At 43.5% G+C, this 18388-nt stretch carries 19 protein-coding genes, 1 tRNA gene and 1 pseudogene; 9 read left to right on the top strand and 12 right to left on the bottom strand.

The window, feature by feature from the left end; translation table 11 throughout:
* Window positions 1-258 precede the first annotated feature (258 nt).
* From FSB75_RS07290 to FSB75_RS07320, 7 genes are all read right to left on the bottom strand, one after another.
* Entirely contained in the window at window positions 259-714 is a 456-nt protein-coding gene (locus FSB75_RS07290; protein ID WP_146784914.1) for a heavy metal-binding domain-containing protein, read from the bottom strand.
* A 105-nt stretch (window positions 715-819) separates the two neighbouring features.
* Window positions 820-2862: a heavy metal translocating P-type ATPase gene (locus FSB75_RS07295; protein WP_146784917.1), complete on the bottom strand. Its 2043-nt coding sequence runs from the start codon at window positions 2860-2862 to the stop codon at window positions 820-822.
* Window positions 2863-2866: 4 nt separating this feature from the next.
* On the bottom strand, window positions 2867-3154 hold the full coding sequence (locus FSB75_RS07300) for a hypothetical protein (RefSeq protein WP_146784919.1): 288 nt from the start codon (window positions 3152-3154) through the stop codon (window positions 2867-2869).
* A 53-nt stretch (window positions 3155-3207) separates the two neighbouring features.
* Window positions 3208-4818, bottom strand: a complete 1611-nt coding sequence (locus FSB75_RS07305; protein WP_227990831.1) for a heavy metal-binding domain-containing protein — start codon at window positions 4816-4818, stop codon at window positions 3208-3210.
* 31 nt (window positions 4819-4849) lie between these two features.
* Window positions 4850-5593 carry a heavy metal translocating P-type ATPase gene (locus tag FSB75_RS07310; RefSeq protein WP_146784922.1) on the bottom strand — a complete coding sequence of 248 codons (744 nt, stop codon included), beginning with the start codon at window positions 5591-5593 and terminating at the stop codon, window positions 4850-4852.
* A gap of 92 nt (window positions 5594-5685) precedes the next feature.
* On the bottom strand, window positions 5686-6741 hold the full coding sequence (locus tag FSB75_RS07315) for a sialidase family protein (RefSeq protein WP_146784925.1): 1056 nt from the start codon (window positions 6739-6741) through the stop codon (window positions 5686-5688).
* 2 nt (window positions 6742-6743) lie between these two features.
* The gene (locus FSB75_RS07320) at window positions 6744-7304 is read right to left on the bottom strand and encodes a helix-turn-helix domain-containing protein (RefSeq protein WP_227990832.1); all 561 of its coding nucleotides are present in this window, start codon (window positions 7302-7304) and stop codon (window positions 6744-6746) included.
* A gap of 106 nt (window positions 7305-7410) precedes the next feature.
* Here FSB75_RS07320 and FSB75_RS07325 point away from each other — a divergent pair, with 106 nt between their 5' ends.
* The 5 genes and pseudogenes from FSB75_RS07325 to FSB75_RS22360 all read left to right on the top strand — a co-directional run.
* Entirely contained in the window at window positions 7411-7791 is a 381-nt protein-coding gene (locus FSB75_RS07325; RefSeq protein ID WP_146784899.1) for a hypothetical protein, read from the top strand.
* A 50-nt stretch (window positions 7792-7841) separates the two neighbouring features.
* Window positions 7842-8705 carry an IS3 family transposase gene (locus FSB75_RS07330; RefSeq protein WP_262711971.1) on the top strand — a complete coding sequence of 288 codons (864 nt, stop codon included), beginning with the start codon at window positions 7842-7844 and terminating at the stop codon, window positions 8703-8705.
* Between the two features lie 275 nt (window positions 8706-8980).
* Window positions 8981-9226 (top strand): hypothetical protein, encoded by a 246-nt coding sequence (locus tag FSB75_RS07335; protein ID WP_146784928.1) that lies wholly within the window; start codon window positions 8981-8983, stop codon window positions 9224-9226.
* 12 nt (window positions 9227-9238) lie between these two features.
* The gene (locus FSB75_RS07340; protein WP_146784930.1) at window positions 9239-9538 is read left to right on the top strand and encodes a hypothetical protein; all 300 of its coding nucleotides are present in this window, start codon (window positions 9239-9241) and stop codon (window positions 9536-9538) included.
* Window positions 9535-10362, top strand: a pseudogene (locus FSB75_RS22360) (recombinase family protein); the annotation flags it as partial. The gene FSB75_RS07340 and the pseudogene FSB75_RS22360, both read left to right, overlap by 4 nt.
* A 748-nt stretch (window positions 10363-11110) precedes the next feature.
* On the opposite strand, the gene FSB75_RS07350 reads toward FSB75_RS22360, so the two are convergent.
* Window positions 11111-11184: transfer RNA gene (locus FSB75_RS07350), tRNA-Pro, on the bottom strand.
* 184 nt (window positions 11185-11368) lie between these two features.
* Here FSB75_RS07350 and trxA point away from each other — a divergent pair.
* Window positions 11369-11755 carry a thioredoxin gene (gene trxA, locus FSB75_RS07355; RefSeq protein WP_146784933.1) on the top strand — a complete coding sequence of 129 codons (387 nt, stop codon included), beginning with the start codon at window positions 11369-11371 and terminating at the stop codon, window positions 11753-11755.
* 10 nt (window positions 11756-11765) lie between these two features.
* On the opposite strand, the gene FSB75_RS07360 is transcribed toward trxA, so the two are convergent.
* The 3 genes from FSB75_RS07360 to FSB75_RS21780 form a co-directional block, all read right to left on the bottom strand.
* Window positions 11766-11945 carry a hypothetical protein gene (locus FSB75_RS07360; protein WP_146784936.1) on the bottom strand — a complete coding sequence of 60 codons (180 nt, stop codon included), beginning with the start codon at window positions 11943-11945 and terminating at the stop codon, window positions 11766-11768.
* 73 nt (window positions 11946-12018) lie between these two features.
* Window positions 12019-12960, bottom strand: coding sequence for a hypothetical protein (locus FSB75_RS07365; RefSeq protein WP_172623087.1), 942 nt, complete (start codon window positions 12958-12960; stop codon window positions 12019-12021).
* Complete coding sequence (locus FSB75_RS21780) at window positions 12932-13168, bottom strand: hypothetical protein (RefSeq protein ID WP_172623088.1); 237 nt, start codon at window positions 13166-13168, stop codon at window positions 12932-12934. Before FSB75_RS21780 ends, FSB75_RS07365 begins: the two co-directional genes overlap by 29 nt.
* Window positions 13169-13424: 256 nt before the next feature.
* Here FSB75_RS21780 and htpG point away from each other — a divergent pair, with 256 nt between their 5' ends.
* Window positions 13425-15317 carry a molecular chaperone HtpG gene (gene htpG, locus FSB75_RS07370; RefSeq protein ID WP_146784942.1) on the top strand — a complete coding sequence of 631 codons (1893 nt, stop codon included), beginning with the start codon at window positions 13425-13427 and terminating at the stop codon, window positions 15315-15317.
* 284 nt (window positions 15318-15601) lie between these two features.
* Here htpG and FSB75_RS07375 read toward each other — a convergent pair whose 3' ends face one another.
* A complete protein-coding gene (locus FSB75_RS07375; RefSeq protein WP_146784945.1) occupies window positions 15602-15826 on the bottom strand; it encodes a hypothetical protein in 225 nt (74 codons plus the stop codon).
* Window positions 15827-15904: 78 nt separating this feature from the next.
* Between FSB75_RS07375 and FSB75_RS07380 the strand changes: the two genes are divergently transcribed.
* Entirely contained in the window at window positions 15905-17170 is a 1266-nt protein-coding gene (locus tag FSB75_RS07380) for a replication-associated recombination protein A (RefSeq protein WP_146784948.1), read from the top strand.
* 77 nt (window positions 17171-17247) lie between these two features.
* Window positions 17248-18123 (top strand): alpha/beta hydrolase, encoded by an 876-nt coding sequence (locus tag FSB75_RS07385; RefSeq protein WP_146784951.1) that lies wholly within the window; start codon window positions 17248-17250, stop codon window positions 18121-18123.
* Window positions 18124-18388: the final 265 nt, after the last annotated feature.

Raw genomic sequence — 18388 nt, forward strand, 5'->3', positions numbered from 1 at the left:
AAAAACTAAACCATCGGGTATTAAAGGGAGATTAGAAAAATTATTAGAAGAGAAGCACGGAAATAAGAAAAGCCCATTGAAGAGCTAAAATAAAAGACCCCAACTATAAGAAGTTCTCTGTCCTGTTCAATAAAATTATTCTCCATAAGAGTCATCAAACTTGGAGCTGATGGACACAACGGAAGCCGAGGAAAGATTTTCTGCTGGTCAACTAAAAGTGGCAACAAATAAATGCTGCCACTCTATCAATTTGCTGGATTATGACTTTGCTTTTGTGCTATCTGCCGTTGTATGTTGTTTTTCTAATGGCTGTCCGCATATTGGACATTTGCCTGTTTCGTTGCTTGCCACCTGCGGGTGCATAGAACAAGTATAAACGGCTGTAGCTTGTTTAGATCCTCTCCGGTCAACAACCAATTTCGAACTGCATTTTGCACAGATGCCTTCATGTGTGCTTACTACTTCCTGGTGCATTGGACAGGTATAGGTATTGGTGACCTCCTGCTTCATCTGTTCTTTTTTGGACAAGGTTAAATCCATACCGCATTTTAAACATTTGCCGGGCTTGTTACTAACCATATCGGGATGCATTGGACAGGCATATTGAACGGTAACTACAGTGGGTTCTGTATTGGTAGTATTTGCTTTATTCTTTTGAGCAAAAGCTGCAAAGGTTGCAAAAGTTGCAATCAATAAAATTATGATCGTTTTCATGTTATTAAGTTTTGCGTATTTCTCAGCGAACCTACTCTTTAGCACTTCCTTAATCAATGATGTAGCTCACTAAGGAATGATGATATTCGTCATCGTAGACCATTACTATTTCAATTTCAACAGTCTCGCATTGACGGCTACGATTACGGTACTTAAACTCATTAGCACTGCACCCATTGCCGGGCTAAGTACGAAGTAGGGATATAAAACACCAGCCGCTAATGGAATGGCAATAACGTTGTAGCCAACGGCCCAGGCAAGGTTTTGTATCATTTTCCGGTAGGTCTTTCTTCCGAAGTCAATCATTTGTACAACGTCTTTCGGGTCGCTGTTCACTAAAATAATGTCTGCTGTTTCTGCTGCTACATCTGTTCCACTGCCCACTGCAATGCCTACATCTGCCTGTGTCAATGCCGGTGCATCGTTTACGCCGTCACCTGTCATGGCAACGATTTCACCCTTTTGCTTAAACTCTTTTACTTTCTCTTGCTTTTGATGTGGCAATACATTGGCTAAATAACCGTCCATGCCCAATTTGTTGGCTACGGAAGCTGCAATCTTTTCGTTGTCACCTGTGAGCAAAAAAGATTTAATGTTCATTGCTTTTAACTGCTCAATGGCTTCTTTGGAGCTTTCTCTTATACTGTCTGCGAGTGTTATTATTCCAACCGGTTCACCATCTATCAAAACAAAATTTACGGTCTCTGTATTTTGGTCAATTGAGGATGGGATTTCGGGAAGCGGTTTGTTTTCCTTCATAAAATAATTAGGTCCTGCCGCAACAACTGTTTTGCCGGCCACTTTTCCTGATACACCAATGCCTTGCAGGTAAGTGAAGTCGGTAGATTGCCATAGCTCTAATTTTTTTTCCTTGAGTGCTTTTAGTACTCCCCTTGCTATGTAATGTTCCGAATGCTGTTGAACTGCTGCAACGTGTTGTAATAGGTCGTTTGCAGAATATTGGCTTGTAGTTGAAATAATGTGCTGCACTTCATGCGAACCTTTTGTAAGTGTTCCGGTCTTATCGAAAATGATTGTTGTTAACTTTCTTGCATTTTCAAAGGCTGTCCTGTTTCGGATTAGCAAACCGTGTGTAGCCGCTGCAGTTGTTGAAATGGCTACTACCAAAGGAATGGCAACACCTAAAGCATGAGGACAGGATGTTACCATTACGGTTACCATTCTCTCCAAAGCAAATGCAAGGTCATGATTGATGTACCAAAATACGAAGGTGGTTATGCCTACAACCAATGAAATCACAGTTAGCCATTTCGCCACTTTGTCGGCAAGGTTTTGTGTTCGGGATTTGGCATTTTGTGCCGATTGCACCAACGTAATTACTTTGTTCAGGTAACTATCTTTCCCAGCCCCGGTTACTTTTATCTTTAATGAACCGTCGCCATTCACCGCACCTGCAATCACTTTGGCATCTCTTTCTTTTTTAACCGGAACACTTTCACCTGTTAACATGCTTTCGTTGACAAATGAAGTTCCTTCTATTACAACCCCATCTGCCGGTATTTTCTCTCCTGGCTTAATGATAGTAACATCATCTCTTTTTAGTTGCTGAATATCTATGTCAACCACTTCACCGGCCCTCTCCATGTGAACATTGGAAGGCAGCAAGGCTACCAATGATTGTAACGCACCGGAAGCTGCCATTTGGGAACGCATTTCGAGCCAATGCCCTAATAGCATAATGTCGATGAGTGTGGCAAGCTCCCAAAAGAAATCCATTCCTTTTAAGCCATACACCACTGCGACACTGTAAACAAAAGCAACTGTAATGGCAACAGCAACTAAGGTCATCATGCCAATAGCATTGTCTCTTACCTCACTTACTAAACCTTTCAGAAAAGGCATTCCACCATAGACGTAAATAAAAGTGCTTAACAGCAAGAGAACATATTTATCTCCGGCAAACAGTATCTCAAAATGGAACCATTGCTGTATCATGTGGGATAGTAACAGCACCGGGATTGTTACAATGAGGCAAATCCAAAAGCGTTTCAGGAAATCACGTGTGCGGTGACCTGCGTGTTTATCGTGCATGGAGTGGTCAAGTACAGCCTCGTTGGCTGCTGCATGATGGTGGAGGTCTGTAGTTTGTTCATGAACATGATGCTCATGGTGATGTGCGTGTTCCATGCTATTATTTTTTCACAATGAGTAAGTAAATAATAATGGCTATCAATGCTATCAAACAAATCCATGCAGAAATCCAAAGAGCTTTTGCTATGCCCGTTGGCTTGGCTGTAACATTCTTCATCTGCATGATGTACATACCAAAAACATGAATGACCGCCCCGACAATAATAATCAGCAAAGAATAACTGCTTACTACGTTGCCCCATTTTGCACCAATACCAAAGCCTAAAATTCCTGCACCCAATGCTGATGCTGATTGTGCTAATTGCAGTGTTTTTTGGCCTGATTGCATGATATAAGGTTACAAAGTAACCGTTCAAAAACTGCTGATTGTGGTCATATAGTTTATTTCATTCTTCCTGGGTACAATCGTAAATAGACTTCGTATGCCATTGGATTTTTGCCATAGAGTGTATTCAGTCTTTCGTCGGCATGATAAAGCGTCCATTGTCCGCCACCGGCTAATCTTGAGCCGCCCAATTTGAGCAAATCATAGTTAAAACCCACTGTGAAAGCATTTACGGGGAATACTGCATCGTGACCGTAAACACTTTCATCCAAAGAAAGTTCTTCAATGCCTTTTTGCACCCATTCGTAACGGCTATGAAATGCTAACTTATTTTTTCTCCATTCCCCTCCTACCAATACCGCGTTTTCTCCGTCATGCTCTTTTACCTTATTCATGCCCCAAAGTGCCGTTGCATTGAAGGTGCTGTTTGCTGATAAGGATTTGCTGTAGATGGCCGAAGCTGTTGTTCTGTTCACGTCTTCTTCAGGATGCAAAAGTTCAGGGCTTCTGATAAATCCGTGTGATACCTGCAATGCCCAATTTTCGGTTGGGTTGTACGATAATCTGCCACTCCAGCTATCAAAGCGTGGCTTATCAAAATTATACCTGTTTTCATCGGGCTCTCTTCCCGTAAAAGATGAACCTTCTAATTTGAACTGACCGTACCGAACGCCAATTGTTGCGACGCCAAAGGTGACGTGTGTGGCATCTACCCAGTGGTGTGTAATGGGTGCATCGGGATTGTCCATCGCAGAAGGCCGGTGCATGAAGGCAACAGGACCTAAAGCCGGTTCTCCGGGATAACCGACATAAACAAATACATCTGCTTTTGGTGACAAGGCTTGTGAATAGCTTACAGATAATTCAGAAAATAAATCATGGGGATGCTGTCTGTCAACAATTGATTTTCCTTTATAGGCTTCACCGCTTTGAAACAAAAGTGGATAACCGTTGCTTCCTGTGAGTGCGTCGAGTGAGGACATGATGTTGTAGTGAAACAATCCATTCCTTCCTACCTGATGTTGTGCCATGAGCATGATAAAGTTCGGTGCATCTACCTTGCTATCACCTCGTGAACCTTTGGCCGTAAAGTCCTGATTGTTGTAGCGCAAGAACAAATTGTAGTGCAGCATGTACATCCACTTGGGTGTATGAAACATGTAGCCATACATGGGCGAGGCATCGGGAAGCCAGGCAGTGCCAGAACCGTTTCTGCCCATCGGAAGATTGAGAGAATAGGCATGGCTCATGCTCATGTGGTGGCTCATGGGTTCATTCATGTTCATTCCTTGCATGTCCATGTTATCCATCTTCATTGTGTCAGCTATTTGCATCTTTGGCTTTGTGGTGTCCCTTCCCGTATCCATTTGCATGTGGTCGTGGTTCATGGGCTTTGCTGTGTCCGTTGGCGGCATGTTCATCGGTTCTTTTTTATCCTGTTGAGAAGGTTGCCGGCTGGGTTGCTTTTGAGGCTGCGGCTTCGATTGTTTAACGGTGATGGTTTTTTTCACGAGTGTCATTCCGCATTTGGGACAACTGCCGGGTTTCTCCATCTGCACTGCGGGGTGCATCGGGCAGGTGTAAACAACTTTCTTTTCCTGTGCGGTGACCGCTAAGACAAGGAAGAGACTTGCCATAAGCAGTACTGTTCTCAAACTTCTTTTCATGATAATCATTTTCTTTTCTAAAACTTCCTTTCTATAGATGAGTATTATTCAATGATAGTACCGTTAGTAAACTCATTGCAATCATTAATCCATCTTCTATTATGGCAACGGTGCTCATCGGCAAGTTGAATACGGCACCCAAACAGGCACACCGTATCTTTCTTTTGCTCATTACAGATTGCATTACGCCGATAATACTTACGGACATAACGAAGAATGTGATTGCATTCGTCACTAACAGGTCGAACCTCGATAAGTATGCTATTCCTAAAGCAAGTTCTACAAAAGCATACACATAGCCCCAGCCTTGCCACCTTTTAGCAATAATGTCGTAGGTAGAATAGTTTTCGGCAAAGCCTTTAAGGTCTAACAGTTTGAAAAAAGAGAACACTAAAAAGAAACCGGCCATGAAGTTAGCCATCCATGTATGTACGTCAAACCTGCCCCTAACAGCTTCAATCAAGAGTGTAGCACCGGTAATGTAAGCACAAATGAGCAGAATAGGTTTGTAGGTAGCAAACCAAGAGGTTTTGTCTTCGATTGCTTCCGTATGGTGCATTCCACCGTCCGCCTCCGTGATCGTATAGTTACCCGCTTTCCTTAAGGCGTTTTGCAACTCCTGAACAGGAATGTGCTTTTGCATGGTAATGGTTGCCTGTGGCGAAGTAAGTTGTACGTCTGCCTCTGTTATATCTCCCAGCTTTAGTAACTCACTCTTAGCTTTTGCCACACAACCGTTACAAGTCATGCCGCTAATGTTGTAGGTATGTGTCATAATATTCGTCTTTATGAACACAAAGCTATTTTCGGCTTGATCGGTGACTGTTACACAATCATGGATAAGAGTTGTAAGATTTTGAGGGGCTGTTATTGGGAAATTAGAGCGGCTCTAATTTGTTTCTCGTTCTCCCACACACAAACAATTTCGCCGTTGTTCTTTGTTTTGATGATTGGCTGAATGCCCTTTCCGAGAACTAATTTTTGTCCTTCTGAATTTAGGACTACGACTTCGCCCTTTTCTGTCCAGGCATAAACGGGTTTACCGTTCGTTACCGTCACTGTACAGCCTCTGCCGGTTCCAATTTCTCTTTCGGGTTTTCCAGATGCTGCTGCAAATATTTTTCCTTCTCGCTGCCACACTGTTTGTACCACCCCTTGTCTGCTAACTGCTAAACCACCGCCGTCCATCGGACAACCATTTAGCTTCCAGCTACCGGTGCCAAGCTTTTGCGGCTTTGAGAATGTTTTGCCACCGTCTTTGGATTGAGCAAGATACAAGTCTCTGTTTCCGTTCAGCCAGTTGCGAAACATGACATAGACATTGTTGCCCTTTACAACAACAGATGGTTTGCAACACTCGCAAACAGTGCCGTCAGGTGAAGCATAAATGAGAACATTTTTTGACCAAGTTCGGCCACCGTCAGTTGACCTTGCGCCAACTATTTTATTTCGCCGGTTACCTCTAAGATCAAGCCATACGGCAAAAACACTGTTACCATCAGCAGCCAATCCGGTAAGCCCTTCTTTTGCAACAGTGTCCACATCATTCACTCTTCCGCCCTTTGTCCAGCGGTCATTTTCTTCTTTGTAAAAAGAATAAATGTTACCGCTTGAAGTGCAGGCCGTCACGATCAAACCTTTGGTCGTTTCCGCTATTTGCGGGCCTCTTGTCGCAAATGTGTACACATGCGGGATAACAGCAATCAACGCAGGTTTCAAAAAGTCAGAGGCTTTTTCATTTAGGCAGGAATATAGAATGCTGTCGCCATTACCATAGACCAACTGAACACCGCCACTTCTATCTATCGTAGTGTTTGGCAATTGGCCGATTGCAACAACAAGATCTTTATCAACTTTAAACTCTCTCCCGGAGCTAAAACAAAGTGCCAAAAAGGCAAAGAAGAAGATTGCAAGGTTTTTCATGGTTATATTTTATCCAAGGGTTTACGTTTGTTTTGACCAACTTTTTTAAAATGGCTTGCGGTCAGTCCGGTGACTTTTTTAAACTGGTTGGAAAGGTGTGCAACGCTGCTATAGCCTAATTTGTAGGCGATTTCCGAAAGGCTTAATTCATCATAGATAAGCAGTTCCTTTACTTTTTCAATCTTCTGGCTGATAATGTATTTTTCTATAGTGATGCCTTCTACTTCGGAAAACAGGCCGCTTAAGTAAGAATAATCTCTGTGCAGGGATTTGGAAAGAATTTCGGAAAAATTATGGTGCTCGTCATCCTCTGAATAATGTACTTTTTGGACGATGATGGTCTTTATCTTTTCAATCAACTGCTTTTTTGAATTGTCCAGCAGCTCAAAGCCTAATGCGCCCAAGTTCATTTCAAGCTTGTCGAGTTTTTCTTTTGGAATATCTGCGTGAGTATGCACTTCGCCCAAACTAACACTGCAGTTATCAATATTCAGCTTTTGCAACTCCTGTTGCACAGCCAGGATACAGCGATGGCAAACCATGTTCTTAATGTAGAGCTGCATGAGAAGCAAAGCTATACTTTGTGCAGTAAAGGCATAACCAACATTGATAGGAACGGAAATTGGAACTGTCTTGTCCTAGAATAGCTTTACACTAAGCGGTGTAAAAATGCAAGAAAAAAAGAAGCGGCGCAACGCGAAGTCGAAGTATTCGCCGGCCGTTGTTCGGGCTGTGCTTTACGATGTACACACGAGTTCACAAACGCTTGCGCAGATTGCAGCTAAAAACGGACTTCCAAAAGGCAGCGGTAGCATGATCTCCAAATGGGTAAAGAAGTATTCTTCCGACTTTTCTGCAATGGAAGATTTACAACCCACCATCAGCAACGCAAATTATTTGCCTCCGGCAGCAAAGAGTAAAGGCGAAAAGGAGCTGCAAAAGCAACTGGAAGAAGCAAGGTGCAAAATCATTTGCCTGGAAACGATGATTGATATCGCCGAAAGAGAACTCGGAGTCGACATTAGAAAAAAGTCTGGTACCAAACAGTAAGTTTTGTAAAAGCGCACTATGCTCTTGGTAGCCTGCAGGAGCTGTGCGAACTGTTTGGTAAAACACGGCAGGCATTTTACGAAGGCGGCTGGCGAAAAGAAAAACAGTCAATGGAGGCTGCGTTGGTGCTTAAGCAGGTGGCCTTGATTCGACGAGAGTTGCCGAAAGTTGGCACCCGCAAACTTCAGTACTTACTCAAAGACTTTTTTGTTCAGCATCACATCAAAATGGGCCGGGATGCGCTCTTTTCTCTTTTAATGGAAGAGGGCTTACTCGTCAAAAAACGAAAGCGAAAAGTAAGCACCACCAACTCCCGGCACCGCTTTCGAAAGTATCCGAACCTGGTGCGGGAACTGGAGCTGGTACGCTCAGAACAAGTTTGGGTGAGCGACATTACTTATATCGCCTTGCCGAAAAGTTTCTGTTATCTATCGCTGATTACGGATGCTTATTCCAAAAAGATCGTGGGTTATAATCTGGAAGACACACTGGAAACAGAAGGTTGTTTAAAAGCACTTGCGATGGCGCTGAGCACACGATCTAAAACATCAAAGCAAGGATTAATCCACCACTCTGACCGGGGCATCCAGTATTGCAGCACTGCGTATGTGCAGCTTCTTTTAGCGTCGCATGTCGCTATCTCGATGACGGAGAAAAGCGACCCCTATGAGAATGCAGTAGCCGAAAGGATCAACGGCATTTTAAAAGAGGAATTTAACTTGAGTAGAACCTTCCAAAATATCCACCAGGCAAATAGTGTCGTAGGGGAAAGCATCACACTTTACAACAGCAAACGACCACACAGTAGCATTGGCTATCTGACGCCAGACAAAGCACACACAGAAAACGTTGGCTTAACAAAACACTGGAAAACCTACCGGAAAAATGCAATCAATGGAAACAAAGAAGGGTAAGTATTTTAGCAGCGGCAAAAGTCCTCCGTGTAAAGTCCACGCAGGACTATCAACTTCGGATGTAAACTAAAATCAGGACTGATAGATTCTACTGTAAGAAAATGTCAGGACTATCTTTTAATCTGTAAGGTTTTTTCAGGACGATACAGACCCCTGTTTTCACAGGGGTTTCTTTTTAAAAATTCTCGAACCTTTCTTGTCCCAAATCTGCCCAAACCTTCCCAAATCGGACAGTGCCATAAGCGACCTTCATAGGTTTGCTTAAAATTCAACCTATGTCAAAACTTGTAGAGTTGCAGGACTGGCTGCAACAAAATGAAAAAGTCGAAAAACAAGAAGTGAAGCTGTTTCTCACCGAAAAAGAACTTCGGTCTTACCCCAAATACAAGTACGCCTCGGACGAAGAAGTACAAAATGCGATCCTCACCTTTCACAAGCTGGCTCTTGCCTGCTACCAAGCTTTTTGCAAGGAAGAAAAAGCTAGCGAAGCAAAAAATTATGACATCACATCCAAACAATAATCCTCATATCCTATGGCTAAAGTCATTCAATTACCCAAGCATACAACCGGTTCAAATGGCGAAATCGATATTTCCACACGATTTAAAACCATGCTTGAAAAAAGGCGAAAAGGGCAAATTGAGCCGCTTACTCCGGAAAAACTTCGTAAACGTCCAGGACTAGAGAAAATCACAGACGAAGATGCTTTAGCGGCAATAGAAACAATTAAAAAATTGGCGGCAGTATTCTTCGAAATCGCTTGCCACAAAGAAGCTATTTGCATTGATAATCAACAGGTTGTAAATTTGAACCAAGAAAACAAAGCCGCATGACAAACAATGATTTATTCGCACAGTGGGCAAAAAAATCCGATACACCTGTTTTCTCTACTTCACAAAAGAAAGCGGTCGTTTATACCCGTGTTTCTTCGAAGGAACAATTTGATAAGAACCTAAGCTTAGACTGGCAGAAAAAAGCAATCGAAGATTTTGCCGGTCGAAATGGGTTTGAAATCATGAACTATTATGGCGGTACGTATGAAAGTGCGAAGACTGATGGCCGCAAAGAATTTCAAAACATGCTTGATTTTATTAAGAAGCATAAAGGGAAGATCAGTCATATCCTCGTCTACCTATTGGATAGGTTCAGTCGAACAGGTGGCGGTGCTATCAAACTCGCTCAAGAGTTGAGGGAAAAATATGGCGTTACAATTATTGCGGTAACGCAACCTATAGACACGAGCAACCCAGGCGGTGTGTTTCAACAAAACATGCAGTTTCTGTTTTCGCAATACGATAATGAGTTAAGAAAGCAAAGGGCAGTTGCCGGTATTAAAGAGAATCTGGAACGTGGCATCTGGTGTAAAAAGCCACCGATAGGTTATGACGTTATTCGTACCAACGGAGAACGCAAGATTGTTGTGAATAAACAAGGAAAGCTAATTCGTAAAGCATTTGAGTGGAAGGCACAAGGAATGAAGAACGAGGAGATTATTGAAAAGCTAAGAGCAATGGGCCTCAAAATTTACAAGCAAGCATTGAGCAGGACTTTTAGCAACCCGTTTTACTGTGGCATCATCTCCAACAAAATGTTGAACGGAAAATTGGTTGAAAGCGTTCACGAGAAAGTTGTCTCCAAAGAACTGTTCCTGGAGGTGAATAATGTTCGTCAGGCGTCTCAAACAAAGTTCGGAACCTACCATAATAAGGAGATTGACACAGTACCCCTAAAAGTATTTATGTATTGCCCAAAGTGCGAAGCCGGATATACCGGTTACATTGTCAAAAAGAAAAACCTTTGGTATTATAAATGCCGAACAATTGGCTGCTGCGGTAACAAAAATGCCAAAAGGGTTAATGAGCAGTTCATGGCCTACCTCTCCCAATATGAGATGAAGGATGTCTTTCTGGATGATTTATTGGAAGAAATAATTGGATCCTATGACGGTCTGAATGAGGCAAATAAAAGTCAGGAAAAGGTCATCAAAGCTTCCTTGAACGAACTACAAAAGAAGATCGATACGGTGGAAGAAAAGTACTTTGTGACAGGGGAAATGGGGAAAGAAACCTATGAAAAGCTAATGGCTAAGTACGCGGTAGAAAAGCAAGAAATTACTGCTTCCCTTCAAACGACGGCAGTAAGCAGTTCGAACCTTGAAAACTACCTTCAAAACGTCGCCTCCTTTTCGTCCAAACTCGCCACTGCATGGAGTTTCAGCCCGGTTAAAGAAAAAGAAAAATTGCAAAATCTCATCTTTCCAAAGGGAGTTTCCTACTGCGTCGAAAATGAGGCATTTCGAACCACGAAAATAAATTCTGTATTTCAGCTAAACGCAGACCTGAACAGCGTTTCAGAGGATGACATAAAAAAACAAGGTGGCAAAAAAGCCACCTTGTCCTGTTTAGTCGGGAAGACAGGATTCGAACCTGCGACCCCCTGGTCCCAAACCAGGTGCGCTACCGGCCTGCGCTACTTCCCGAACCTCGCCATAAAGGCAAGGGCGCAAATGTAGGCGTTTCGTCCAAAACCAACAAACATGAAACAAAACATTTTCAAAATACAATACCGCCTTACAATGCAAACCAATCGCCAGCGCTTTATGAACAACAAGCAATTGTGTCGTGGCCTGATTATGGCAGCACATTTTTTCTTAACAGTGAAGTATGGCAACAATACAATTAACAGCAGAAGGCTTTAAAGAAAATATTTTTGATTACGACAAAGCAGAAGAATGGAAATACAAAGGAAACTTGCCGGCCGTTGTTGATTTTTATGCCGACTGGTGCGGCCCCTGCAAAGCCGTTGCACCGGTGCTGGAAGAACTTTCTAACGAATACCACGACAAGCTTTTGATTTATAAAATTGATACGGATAAGGAACAAGATTTGTCCATGCTTTTTGGCATTCAAAGCATCCCCACCATTTTGTTCATTCCAGTTGACGGGCAGCCGATGATGCAAAAAGGCGCCATTCCCAAATCGGCGTTCAAACAAGTGATTGAGGAGCGACTACTGAAAACGAAGAACGAACCCTCTCAATCCGCAACATAAATTTCGTGGATTAATCTCTCTCCGTTTGCGCCTCTTTAAACTGTTGTTCTTTTTCCAGTTCTTCCTCAGCCTGGTGAACGTCTTGCTTCACCAGCTGATTATTTTCAAACGGATTGTTTGCCGGTTCTGCCAATGGCTTACTGACCGTTTGGGTTTGCGTTTTTTCCGGTTGATTTTTTTCTGCATTCATTTTCTATGAATTTCTTTTATAGAAAGAATCCCGCCAGAGCGGGATTCTTTCGTAAGGAAAAGTTTTACTTCGTTTACTGTTGATTCGTTGTGGACGAACCGTTGGTTGTCTTCGTTTTTATTTTTGTTTTGTTCTCCGTGCTCTTGATTTTTGTTACTGTTCCGTCGCTGTTCTGAATTTTTGTTTTTGACTTTGATTTGCCGTTGCTCATGTTGTCATCACCAGTGGTTGTTTGCATGTCTGTGCTGGTGTTGACGCCTGCTGACGTGTTGTTTTTGTGATTGCCCGTGTAGTGTTTACCGTTGGGGTTAGAACTCGTATCGGCAGCGTTCATGTTCATGTTTTCATCACCCATGGCTGCGTTTGCACTACTGGAAGTCATGTTCGTCGTGTCAACACGCCAAACACTTGCTACCGAACTTCCGTCTTCGTTCAAATAATCGTTATGCACCTGTCCGCGGTCAATCAAACCAATTTGATAGGCACTTTTGCCCTCGGCTGTTTTTACCATACCAATGGAATAAAGGTGCGCACCGTATTTCTGCAAGGCTTTGTCAATAACGTCTTCAGGTACATAGGTTTCAATCACCGGCAGGGAAAGTGAATAACCGTTGCCACGCTGGTCGTAAAAATATTGTGTCATGCGGCCGTTGCGAACGTAATAGGTATTGAACCAATCGCCATACTGATTCCAGGTGTATTGATTTGTTGCCGCACCCGGAAAGTCTTTACCAAAATTTGTCTGCACGTTCCAGGGCAAGGCCGTTACGGCTGTTCCGTTATAGGCACTGTACGAGTTACTGGAATTCATGCTTCCGTTTGCATTCATGTCGGTGGTGTTGGCGTTGTTCATTGAACCGTTATTCATGCTCGTGCTGCCATTCACGTTGGTGTTCATGTTTCCACTGTTATTCCAGATGCCGTAGCTGTTCCATCCCCAGTAGGGCGATGTGCCCGGCGCCCACGATGTGCTAACGTTTGTTGTGTTAACCTGAGAATTCGTCGTTGTATTCATGGGATCGCTGGTCGAGTTCGTCGTCGTTGCTGGGTTGGTAGTCGTTGGAGATACCGTGGGATTTGTTGGCGTTGTTGTTGGCGATGTCGTCGGGCTTGTTGGCGTGGTCGGTGTAGTTGGTGTTGTCTGGGCAAACATCGCCATACTGCTGCCGGCCATTAACATCGCTAAGAATGTTTTTTTCATATTTTTCATTTTTTGTTAGCAATAAAATTTCAAGGTTTCCTTATACAAGGAGTATGCCCACAAACAAAAAAAGCCCGGCAATGGGGAAAAGAATTTTTCAAAATCCACTCTAAAATTTGTTCAGTTCGCTGTGCGGGTCTGTAAGTTTGCGGCGAACTCTTGAAGAAAGAGATTCAGCCGCTGTCAATCTGACAAAAAAGAAAAGCTTGGAACAGAGCTTGCTAATACGCAGCGTTGCACGAAACATTCATTTATAATTTTTAATCCTTAATTAAAATATGGTACAGGAAAAAGGCACAATCTCCATCCACACGGAGAACATCTTTCCCATCATCAAAAAATTTTTGTATTCTGATCATGAGATCTTTTTGCGAGAGTTGGTAAGCAATGCCGTGGATGCCACGCAAAAAATTAAACGCCTTTCCTCGCTCGGCCAGTACAACAAAGAGCTTGGCGATTTAACCGTTGACGTTTCGTTCGATGAAAAAGCAAAGACCATCACCGTGTCCGACAAAGGCATTGGAATGACGGCGGATGAAATCAAAAAATACATCAACCAGATTGCGTTCTCTGGCGCAACGGAATTCATGGAGAAGTTTAAAGAAGCCAAAGATGCCAACGAAATCATTGGCCGTTTTGGTCTTGGGTTTTATTCGGCATTTATGGTTGCCGATAAAGTGGAGATTCAAACTCTTTCTTACCAGGAAGGCGCCGAACCGGCACGCTGGGTTTGCGACGGCAGCACCGAATTTGAAATCACGGAAGGCAATAAAACAGAACGCGGCACCGACGTTATTCTTTATATAAACAGCGAGAACGAAGAGTTTTTAAACAAATGGAAGTTGCAGGAAATTCTGGATAAATACTGCAAGTTCCTTCCCGTGCCCATTAAGTTTGGAACAAAGACCGAACACGAAGAAGACGGCGTTGACGAGAAAGGCGAAAAGAAATGGAAGGATGTGGAAGTGGACAACATCATCAACACCACGAATCCGATCTGGACGAAGCAGCCTTCGGAATTAACCGACGAAGATTATTTGAAGTTCTACCGCGAACTCTACCCGATGAGCGAGGAACCTTTGTTCTGGATTCATTTGAACGTGGATTATCCCTTCCATCTTACCGGCGTGCTTTATTTTCCGAAAATCAAAAACGAGTTTGAGATTCAGAAAAACAAGATAAAGCTTTTCTCCCGCCAGGTTTTTATTACAGATGAAGTAAAAGATATCGTCCCCGAATTTTTAATGTTGCTACACGGCGTGATTGATTCGCCGGACATTCCGCTGAACGTTAGCCGCTCCTTTTTGCAAGCTGACAGCAACGTGAAAAAAATTGCGAGCTACATTACCCGCAAGGTTGCTGATAAACTAAACGAACTCTTCCGCAAAGACCGCAATGCTTACGAAGAAAAATGGAAAGACATTGGCCTCTTTGTGAAGTACGGCATGATCACCGAAGAAAAGTTTTATGAAAAGGCAAAAGACTTTGTGCTGTTGGTGAACACAAAGAGCGAACACTACACACTTGAAGAATACAATGCGAAAGTGAAAGACTTTCAAACCGGCAAGAACGGCACGACGGTTTATCTCTACACCACAGACGCAGAGAAGCAACACAGCTATGTGCAAGCCGCCAACAAAAAAGAGTACGATGTGTTGGTGATGGACGCGCCGCTCGACAACCACTTTATGCAGCAGCTTGAAATGAAGCTGGAAAAAATCTCATTTAAGCGTGTGGATGCGGATGTGATTGATAAGTTGATTGAAAAAGACGATGCGCAGAAGCATGACCTCACCGAAGACGAGTCGAAAAAACTGAAAGAGATTTTTGAAAGGGCAATCAACAATCCAACCATGAAAGTGGAAGTAGAAAGCCTGTCAAGCGAAAGCCTGCCGGTAACCATCACGATGGAAGAATGGATGCGCCGCATGAAGGACATGGCCCGCATGGGCGGTGGCGGCATGGGCTTTTACGGTTCGCTGCCCGACAGCTACAAAGTTGCGGTAAACGGCAATCACAAGCTCGTTACAAAAATGCTGCAAAGCGACGAAGCACACGCAACACAGTTGGCAAAACAGGTCTTTGATCTTGCCCTGCTTTCGCAAGGCATGTTGAAAGGTGCTGACCTGACTTCATTCATTGAGCGCAGCGTCAACGTAGTCACAGAATAAGATTGAAGTTTTTCTTCACCAAACCGCAATCACTGGAAATGGTTGCGGTTTTTTTGTGCCAGAAGTTCGGCTATCCATTAAGCGCCTGTTGCGTCGCACTCTTGTGCGTTCGAAACATTACTCAACTTTTTTTAACCCCAAACAACACAGAGACGCTGTGTCCTCTGTGTTGTTTTCCTTTGTGTTCTCCTTGATTATCTACTTGCTGAATAACGAACAAAGCGCACAAGGGTGCGACGCAACGAAAGTTTAATAGAATTATTAAAGCCGGCAACAAAAATCACCTACAAATATTTAAATACTTGTTGCCGGTATTTTTCCAGGGCTTCCAGCGTGTCCATTTCATCAAATTTGTTCAGCTTACCAGACCTTTCTTTTCGAGCAAGTATCACTTTGGCACCGTTCACAATTGCACTTTTTGCCCGGGTAAAAATGTTCTCCAGCGCATCCACATTGCTGATGGTTTGCAACTCTTCAATTTGCCCTACGTTGATGGTATAATCGTTCATAAAAATTGTGGCGCAATGTTACAATCAATCCCGGCTATCTTTCAAGAATCCCGCCAATCTGCGGTTAAATTTGAAGCCATGAACGCAACACCCTTGGCCGAACGCATGCGGCCGCAAACACTGAATGATTTGGTAGGACAGGAACACCTCACCGGCAAAGGCAGCATTCTTCGAAACGCAATTGAACGCGGCAAAATTCCTTCGATGATTTTGTGGGGACCGCCGGGTACGGGCAAAACCACCATCGCCAACATCATTGCCCACACGCTTAACGTTCCGTTCATTCAACTCAGCGCTATCAGCGCCGGTGTAAAGGAAGTACGCGACGCCATCGCCGCAGCAAAAAATGCAGAAGGGACCATTTTATTTATTGACGAAATACACCGCTTCAATAAAGGCCAGCAGGATGCTTTGCTGGGTGCCGTGGAGAAAGGCACCATCACGTTGATTGGCGCCACCACTGAAAACCCTTCGTTTGAAGTGAACAGCGCCTTGTTGAGTCGCTGCCAGGTGTACGTATTAAAGCCTTTGGAAGAAGCAGATTTGATAAAGCTTCTACAGCAAGCGATGGAAAAGGACGAAGAACTGAAAACAAAAAAAATTGACCTGAAAGAAACAGAAGCTTTGCTGACAATCTCGGGAGGCGATGCAAGAAAGCTTTTGAATTTGTTTGAATTGGTTGTTGATGCGATGAGCAATAAAAAACAAATCATTATCAGCGATGACGACGTGATGAAAATTGCGCAACAACGCATTGCGCTTTACGACAAAACCGGCGAGCAGCATTACGACATCATTTCAGCCTTCATCAAGTCCATGCGCGGTTCCGATCCGAACGGTGCGATTTATTGGTTGGCGCGAATGATTGAAGGCGGTGAAGACGTAAAGTTCATTGCGCGGCGCATGGTCATTTTTGCAAGCGAAGACATTAGTAATGCCAATCCAACCGCGATTGTTTTGGCCAATGCCTGCTTTGAAGCCGTGAACAAAATCGGCTACCCCGAAGCAAGAATCATCCTGGCACAATGTGCTACATATTTGTCTTCTTCGCACAAAAGCAACGCATCTTACATGGCCATTGAAGAAGCGCTGGGTACCGTGCGCAAGAACGGCGACCTGCCCGTGCCGCTGCACGTACGTAATGCGCCTACCGGCCTAATGAAACGCATGGGTTACGGGAAGAACTACAAGTATGCGCACAGTTATGAAGGCAATTTTACCGAGCAGGAATTTTTGCCGGATGAAATCAAAGGCACAACGTTTTACGATCCGGGAAAGAACCCGAGAGAAGAAGAACTGCGAAAGTTTTTGAGAAGCTTGTGGAAAGAGAAGTACGGGTACTAACAAGATTGTAAATTGAAAACCGCGAAGGTCCGCCACAAACAAAAATTATCTTAAACAGAACAAGTGAAAATAACTCTATGAAGCAAGTTCTCTTCCTTTCACTATCAACCTTGTTGTCTTTGCTTTCATCAGGGCAAGTTAAAACAAACACCAACCAAAGCAAGCCATTGGTGACTGGTGAAGTGGATGAAATTCAATCTTCCATTCTCTCTGAAAAAAGAACGCTGAATATTTATTTGCCGGACAGCTATAAAGCGAACGATACGGCAACCTATCCGGTTGTTTATCTTTTGGACGGCGGAACAGACGAGGATTTCTTACACATTGCAGGGCTTTACCAGTTCAACAGCTTTCCCTGGATAAACCGCGTTCCTCCCTCTATTATCATTGGCATTGTCAATACCGACAGAAAGCGGGACATGACGTATCCGACAAAGGACACAGCGGCTAAAAGAAGGTATCCAAGCTCGGGCCATTCCGACAAATTTATCAACTTCATTGAAAGAGAACTACAACCTTACGTTCGAAAGAAGTTTCGGATAAATTCTTCCGCAACCATCATTGGCGAATCACTTGGCGGACTCCTGGTTACAGAAATATTACTGAAGAAGCCGGCTCTCTTCAACAACTACATCATTGTCAGCCCAAGCCTTTGGTGGGACAATGGCTCCTTGTTGAACCAATCCGCTGATAAATTGCGGACATTGCTTTTACAAAAGACAACTGTTTACATCGGGGTGGGCAAGGAAGGCCTTACACCAGGAGACAAGCCTCGCGTTATGGAAGTAGATGCTAATTTATTGGCTGATAAAATCCGAAGTGTAAAAAATAAAAACCTTACGGTTTACTTCGACTACCTGCCGGAAGAAAATCATGCAACCATTATGCACCAAGCCGTTTTTAATGCCATACGTCTCATGCAACCCCAACCCGCACCCGGCACTGAAAATTGAAGAATGGTCCGCCTTGAGAGGCGCAACAAATAAAAACGAGCAGAATGGTCACATTGTGTCTTGCGGTCTAATCCTCAATAATTGAAAGAGACATGAGATTCTTTAAAGCCGATATATCTATCATTGACATTAACCCTTTCGTGCTTTTGCCGCAGACCGTTTTGCAAAGCATTGTGAAAGAAGTAAAACAAAAGTTTGACAGTCTTTCGTCTTCGCAGCAAAAAAGAAATTGCACGTTACATCAACAACCTGGAAACGGAAGAAC

It is taken from the genome of Flavisolibacter ginsenosidimutans, from assembly GCF_007970805.1.
GTDB classification, from domain to species: Bacteria; Bacteroidota; Bacteroidia; order Chitinophagales; family Chitinophagaceae; genus Flavisolibacter; species Flavisolibacter ginsenosidimutans.

What these genes read in the sequence shown, in the direction of transcription:
- FSB75_RS07305 (WP_227990831.1), bottom strand. Translation starts at nt 4,818, where the DNA reads ATGAAAAGAAGTTTGAGAACAGTACTGCTTATGGCAAGTCTCTTCCTT.
- FSB75_RS07315 (WP_146784925.1), bottom strand. Translation starts at nt 6,741, where the DNA reads ATGAAAAACCTTGCAATCTTCTTCTTTGCCTTTTTGGCACTTTGTTTT.
- FSB75_RS07335 (WP_146784928.1), top strand. Translation starts at nt 8,981, where the DNA reads ATGTCAAAACTTGTAGAGTTGCAGGACTGGCTGCAACAAAATGAAAAA.
- FSB75_RS07380 (WP_146784948.1), top strand. Translation starts at nt 15,905, where the DNA reads ATGAACGCAACACCCTTGGCCGAACGCATGCGGCCGCAAACACTGAAT.
- FSB75_RS07295 (WP_146784917.1), bottom strand. Translation starts at nt 2,862, where the DNA reads ATGGAACACGCACATCACCATGAGCATCATGTTCATGAACAAACTACA.
- FSB75_RS07365 (WP_172623087.1), bottom strand. Translation starts at nt 12,960, where the DNA reads ATGAATACAACGACGAATTCTCAGGTTAACACAACAAACGTTAGCACA.
- FSB75_RS07340 (WP_146784930.1), top strand. Translation starts at nt 9,239, where the DNA reads ATGGCTAAAGTCATTCAATTACCCAAGCATACAACCGGTTCAAATGGC.
- FSB75_RS07385 (WP_146784951.1), top strand. Translation starts at nt 17,248, where the DNA reads ATGAAGCAAGTTCTCTTCCTTTCACTATCAACCTTGTTGTCTTTGCTT.
- FSB75_RS07325 (WP_146784899.1), top strand. Translation starts at nt 7,411, where the DNA reads ATGCAAGAAAAAAAGAAGCGGCGCAACGCGAAGTCGAAGTATTCGCCG.
- FSB75_RS07310 (WP_146784922.1), bottom strand. Translation starts at nt 5,593, where the DNA reads ATGACACATACCTACAACATTAGCGGCATGACTTGTAACGGTTGTGTG.
- FSB75_RS07290 (WP_146784914.1), bottom strand. Translation starts at nt 714, where the DNA reads ATGAAAACGATCATAATTTTATTGATTGCAACTTTTGCAACCTTTGCA.
- htpG (WP_146784942.1), top strand. Translation starts at nt 13,425, where the DNA reads ATGGTACAGGAAAAAGGCACAATCTCCATCCACACGGAGAACATCTTT.
- FSB75_RS07320 (WP_227990832.1), bottom strand. Translation starts at nt 7,304, where the DNA reads ATGCAGCTCTACATTAAGAACATGGTTTGCCATCGCTGTATCCTGGCT.
- FSB75_RS07375 (WP_146784945.1), bottom strand. Translation starts at nt 15,826, where the DNA reads ATGAACGATTATACCATCAACGTAGGGCAAATTGAAGAGTTGCAAACC.
- FSB75_RS07360 (WP_146784936.1), bottom strand. Translation starts at nt 11,945, where the DNA reads ATGAATGCAGAAAAAAATCAACCGGAAAAAACGCAAACCCAAACGGTC.
- FSB75_RS07300 (WP_146784919.1), bottom strand. Translation starts at nt 3,154, where the DNA reads ATGCAATCAGGCCAAAAAACACTGCAATTAGCACAATCAGCATCAGCA.
- trxA (WP_146784933.1), top strand. Translation starts at nt 11,369, where the DNA reads ATGGCAACAATACAATTAACAGCAGAAGGCTTTAAAGAAAATATTTTT.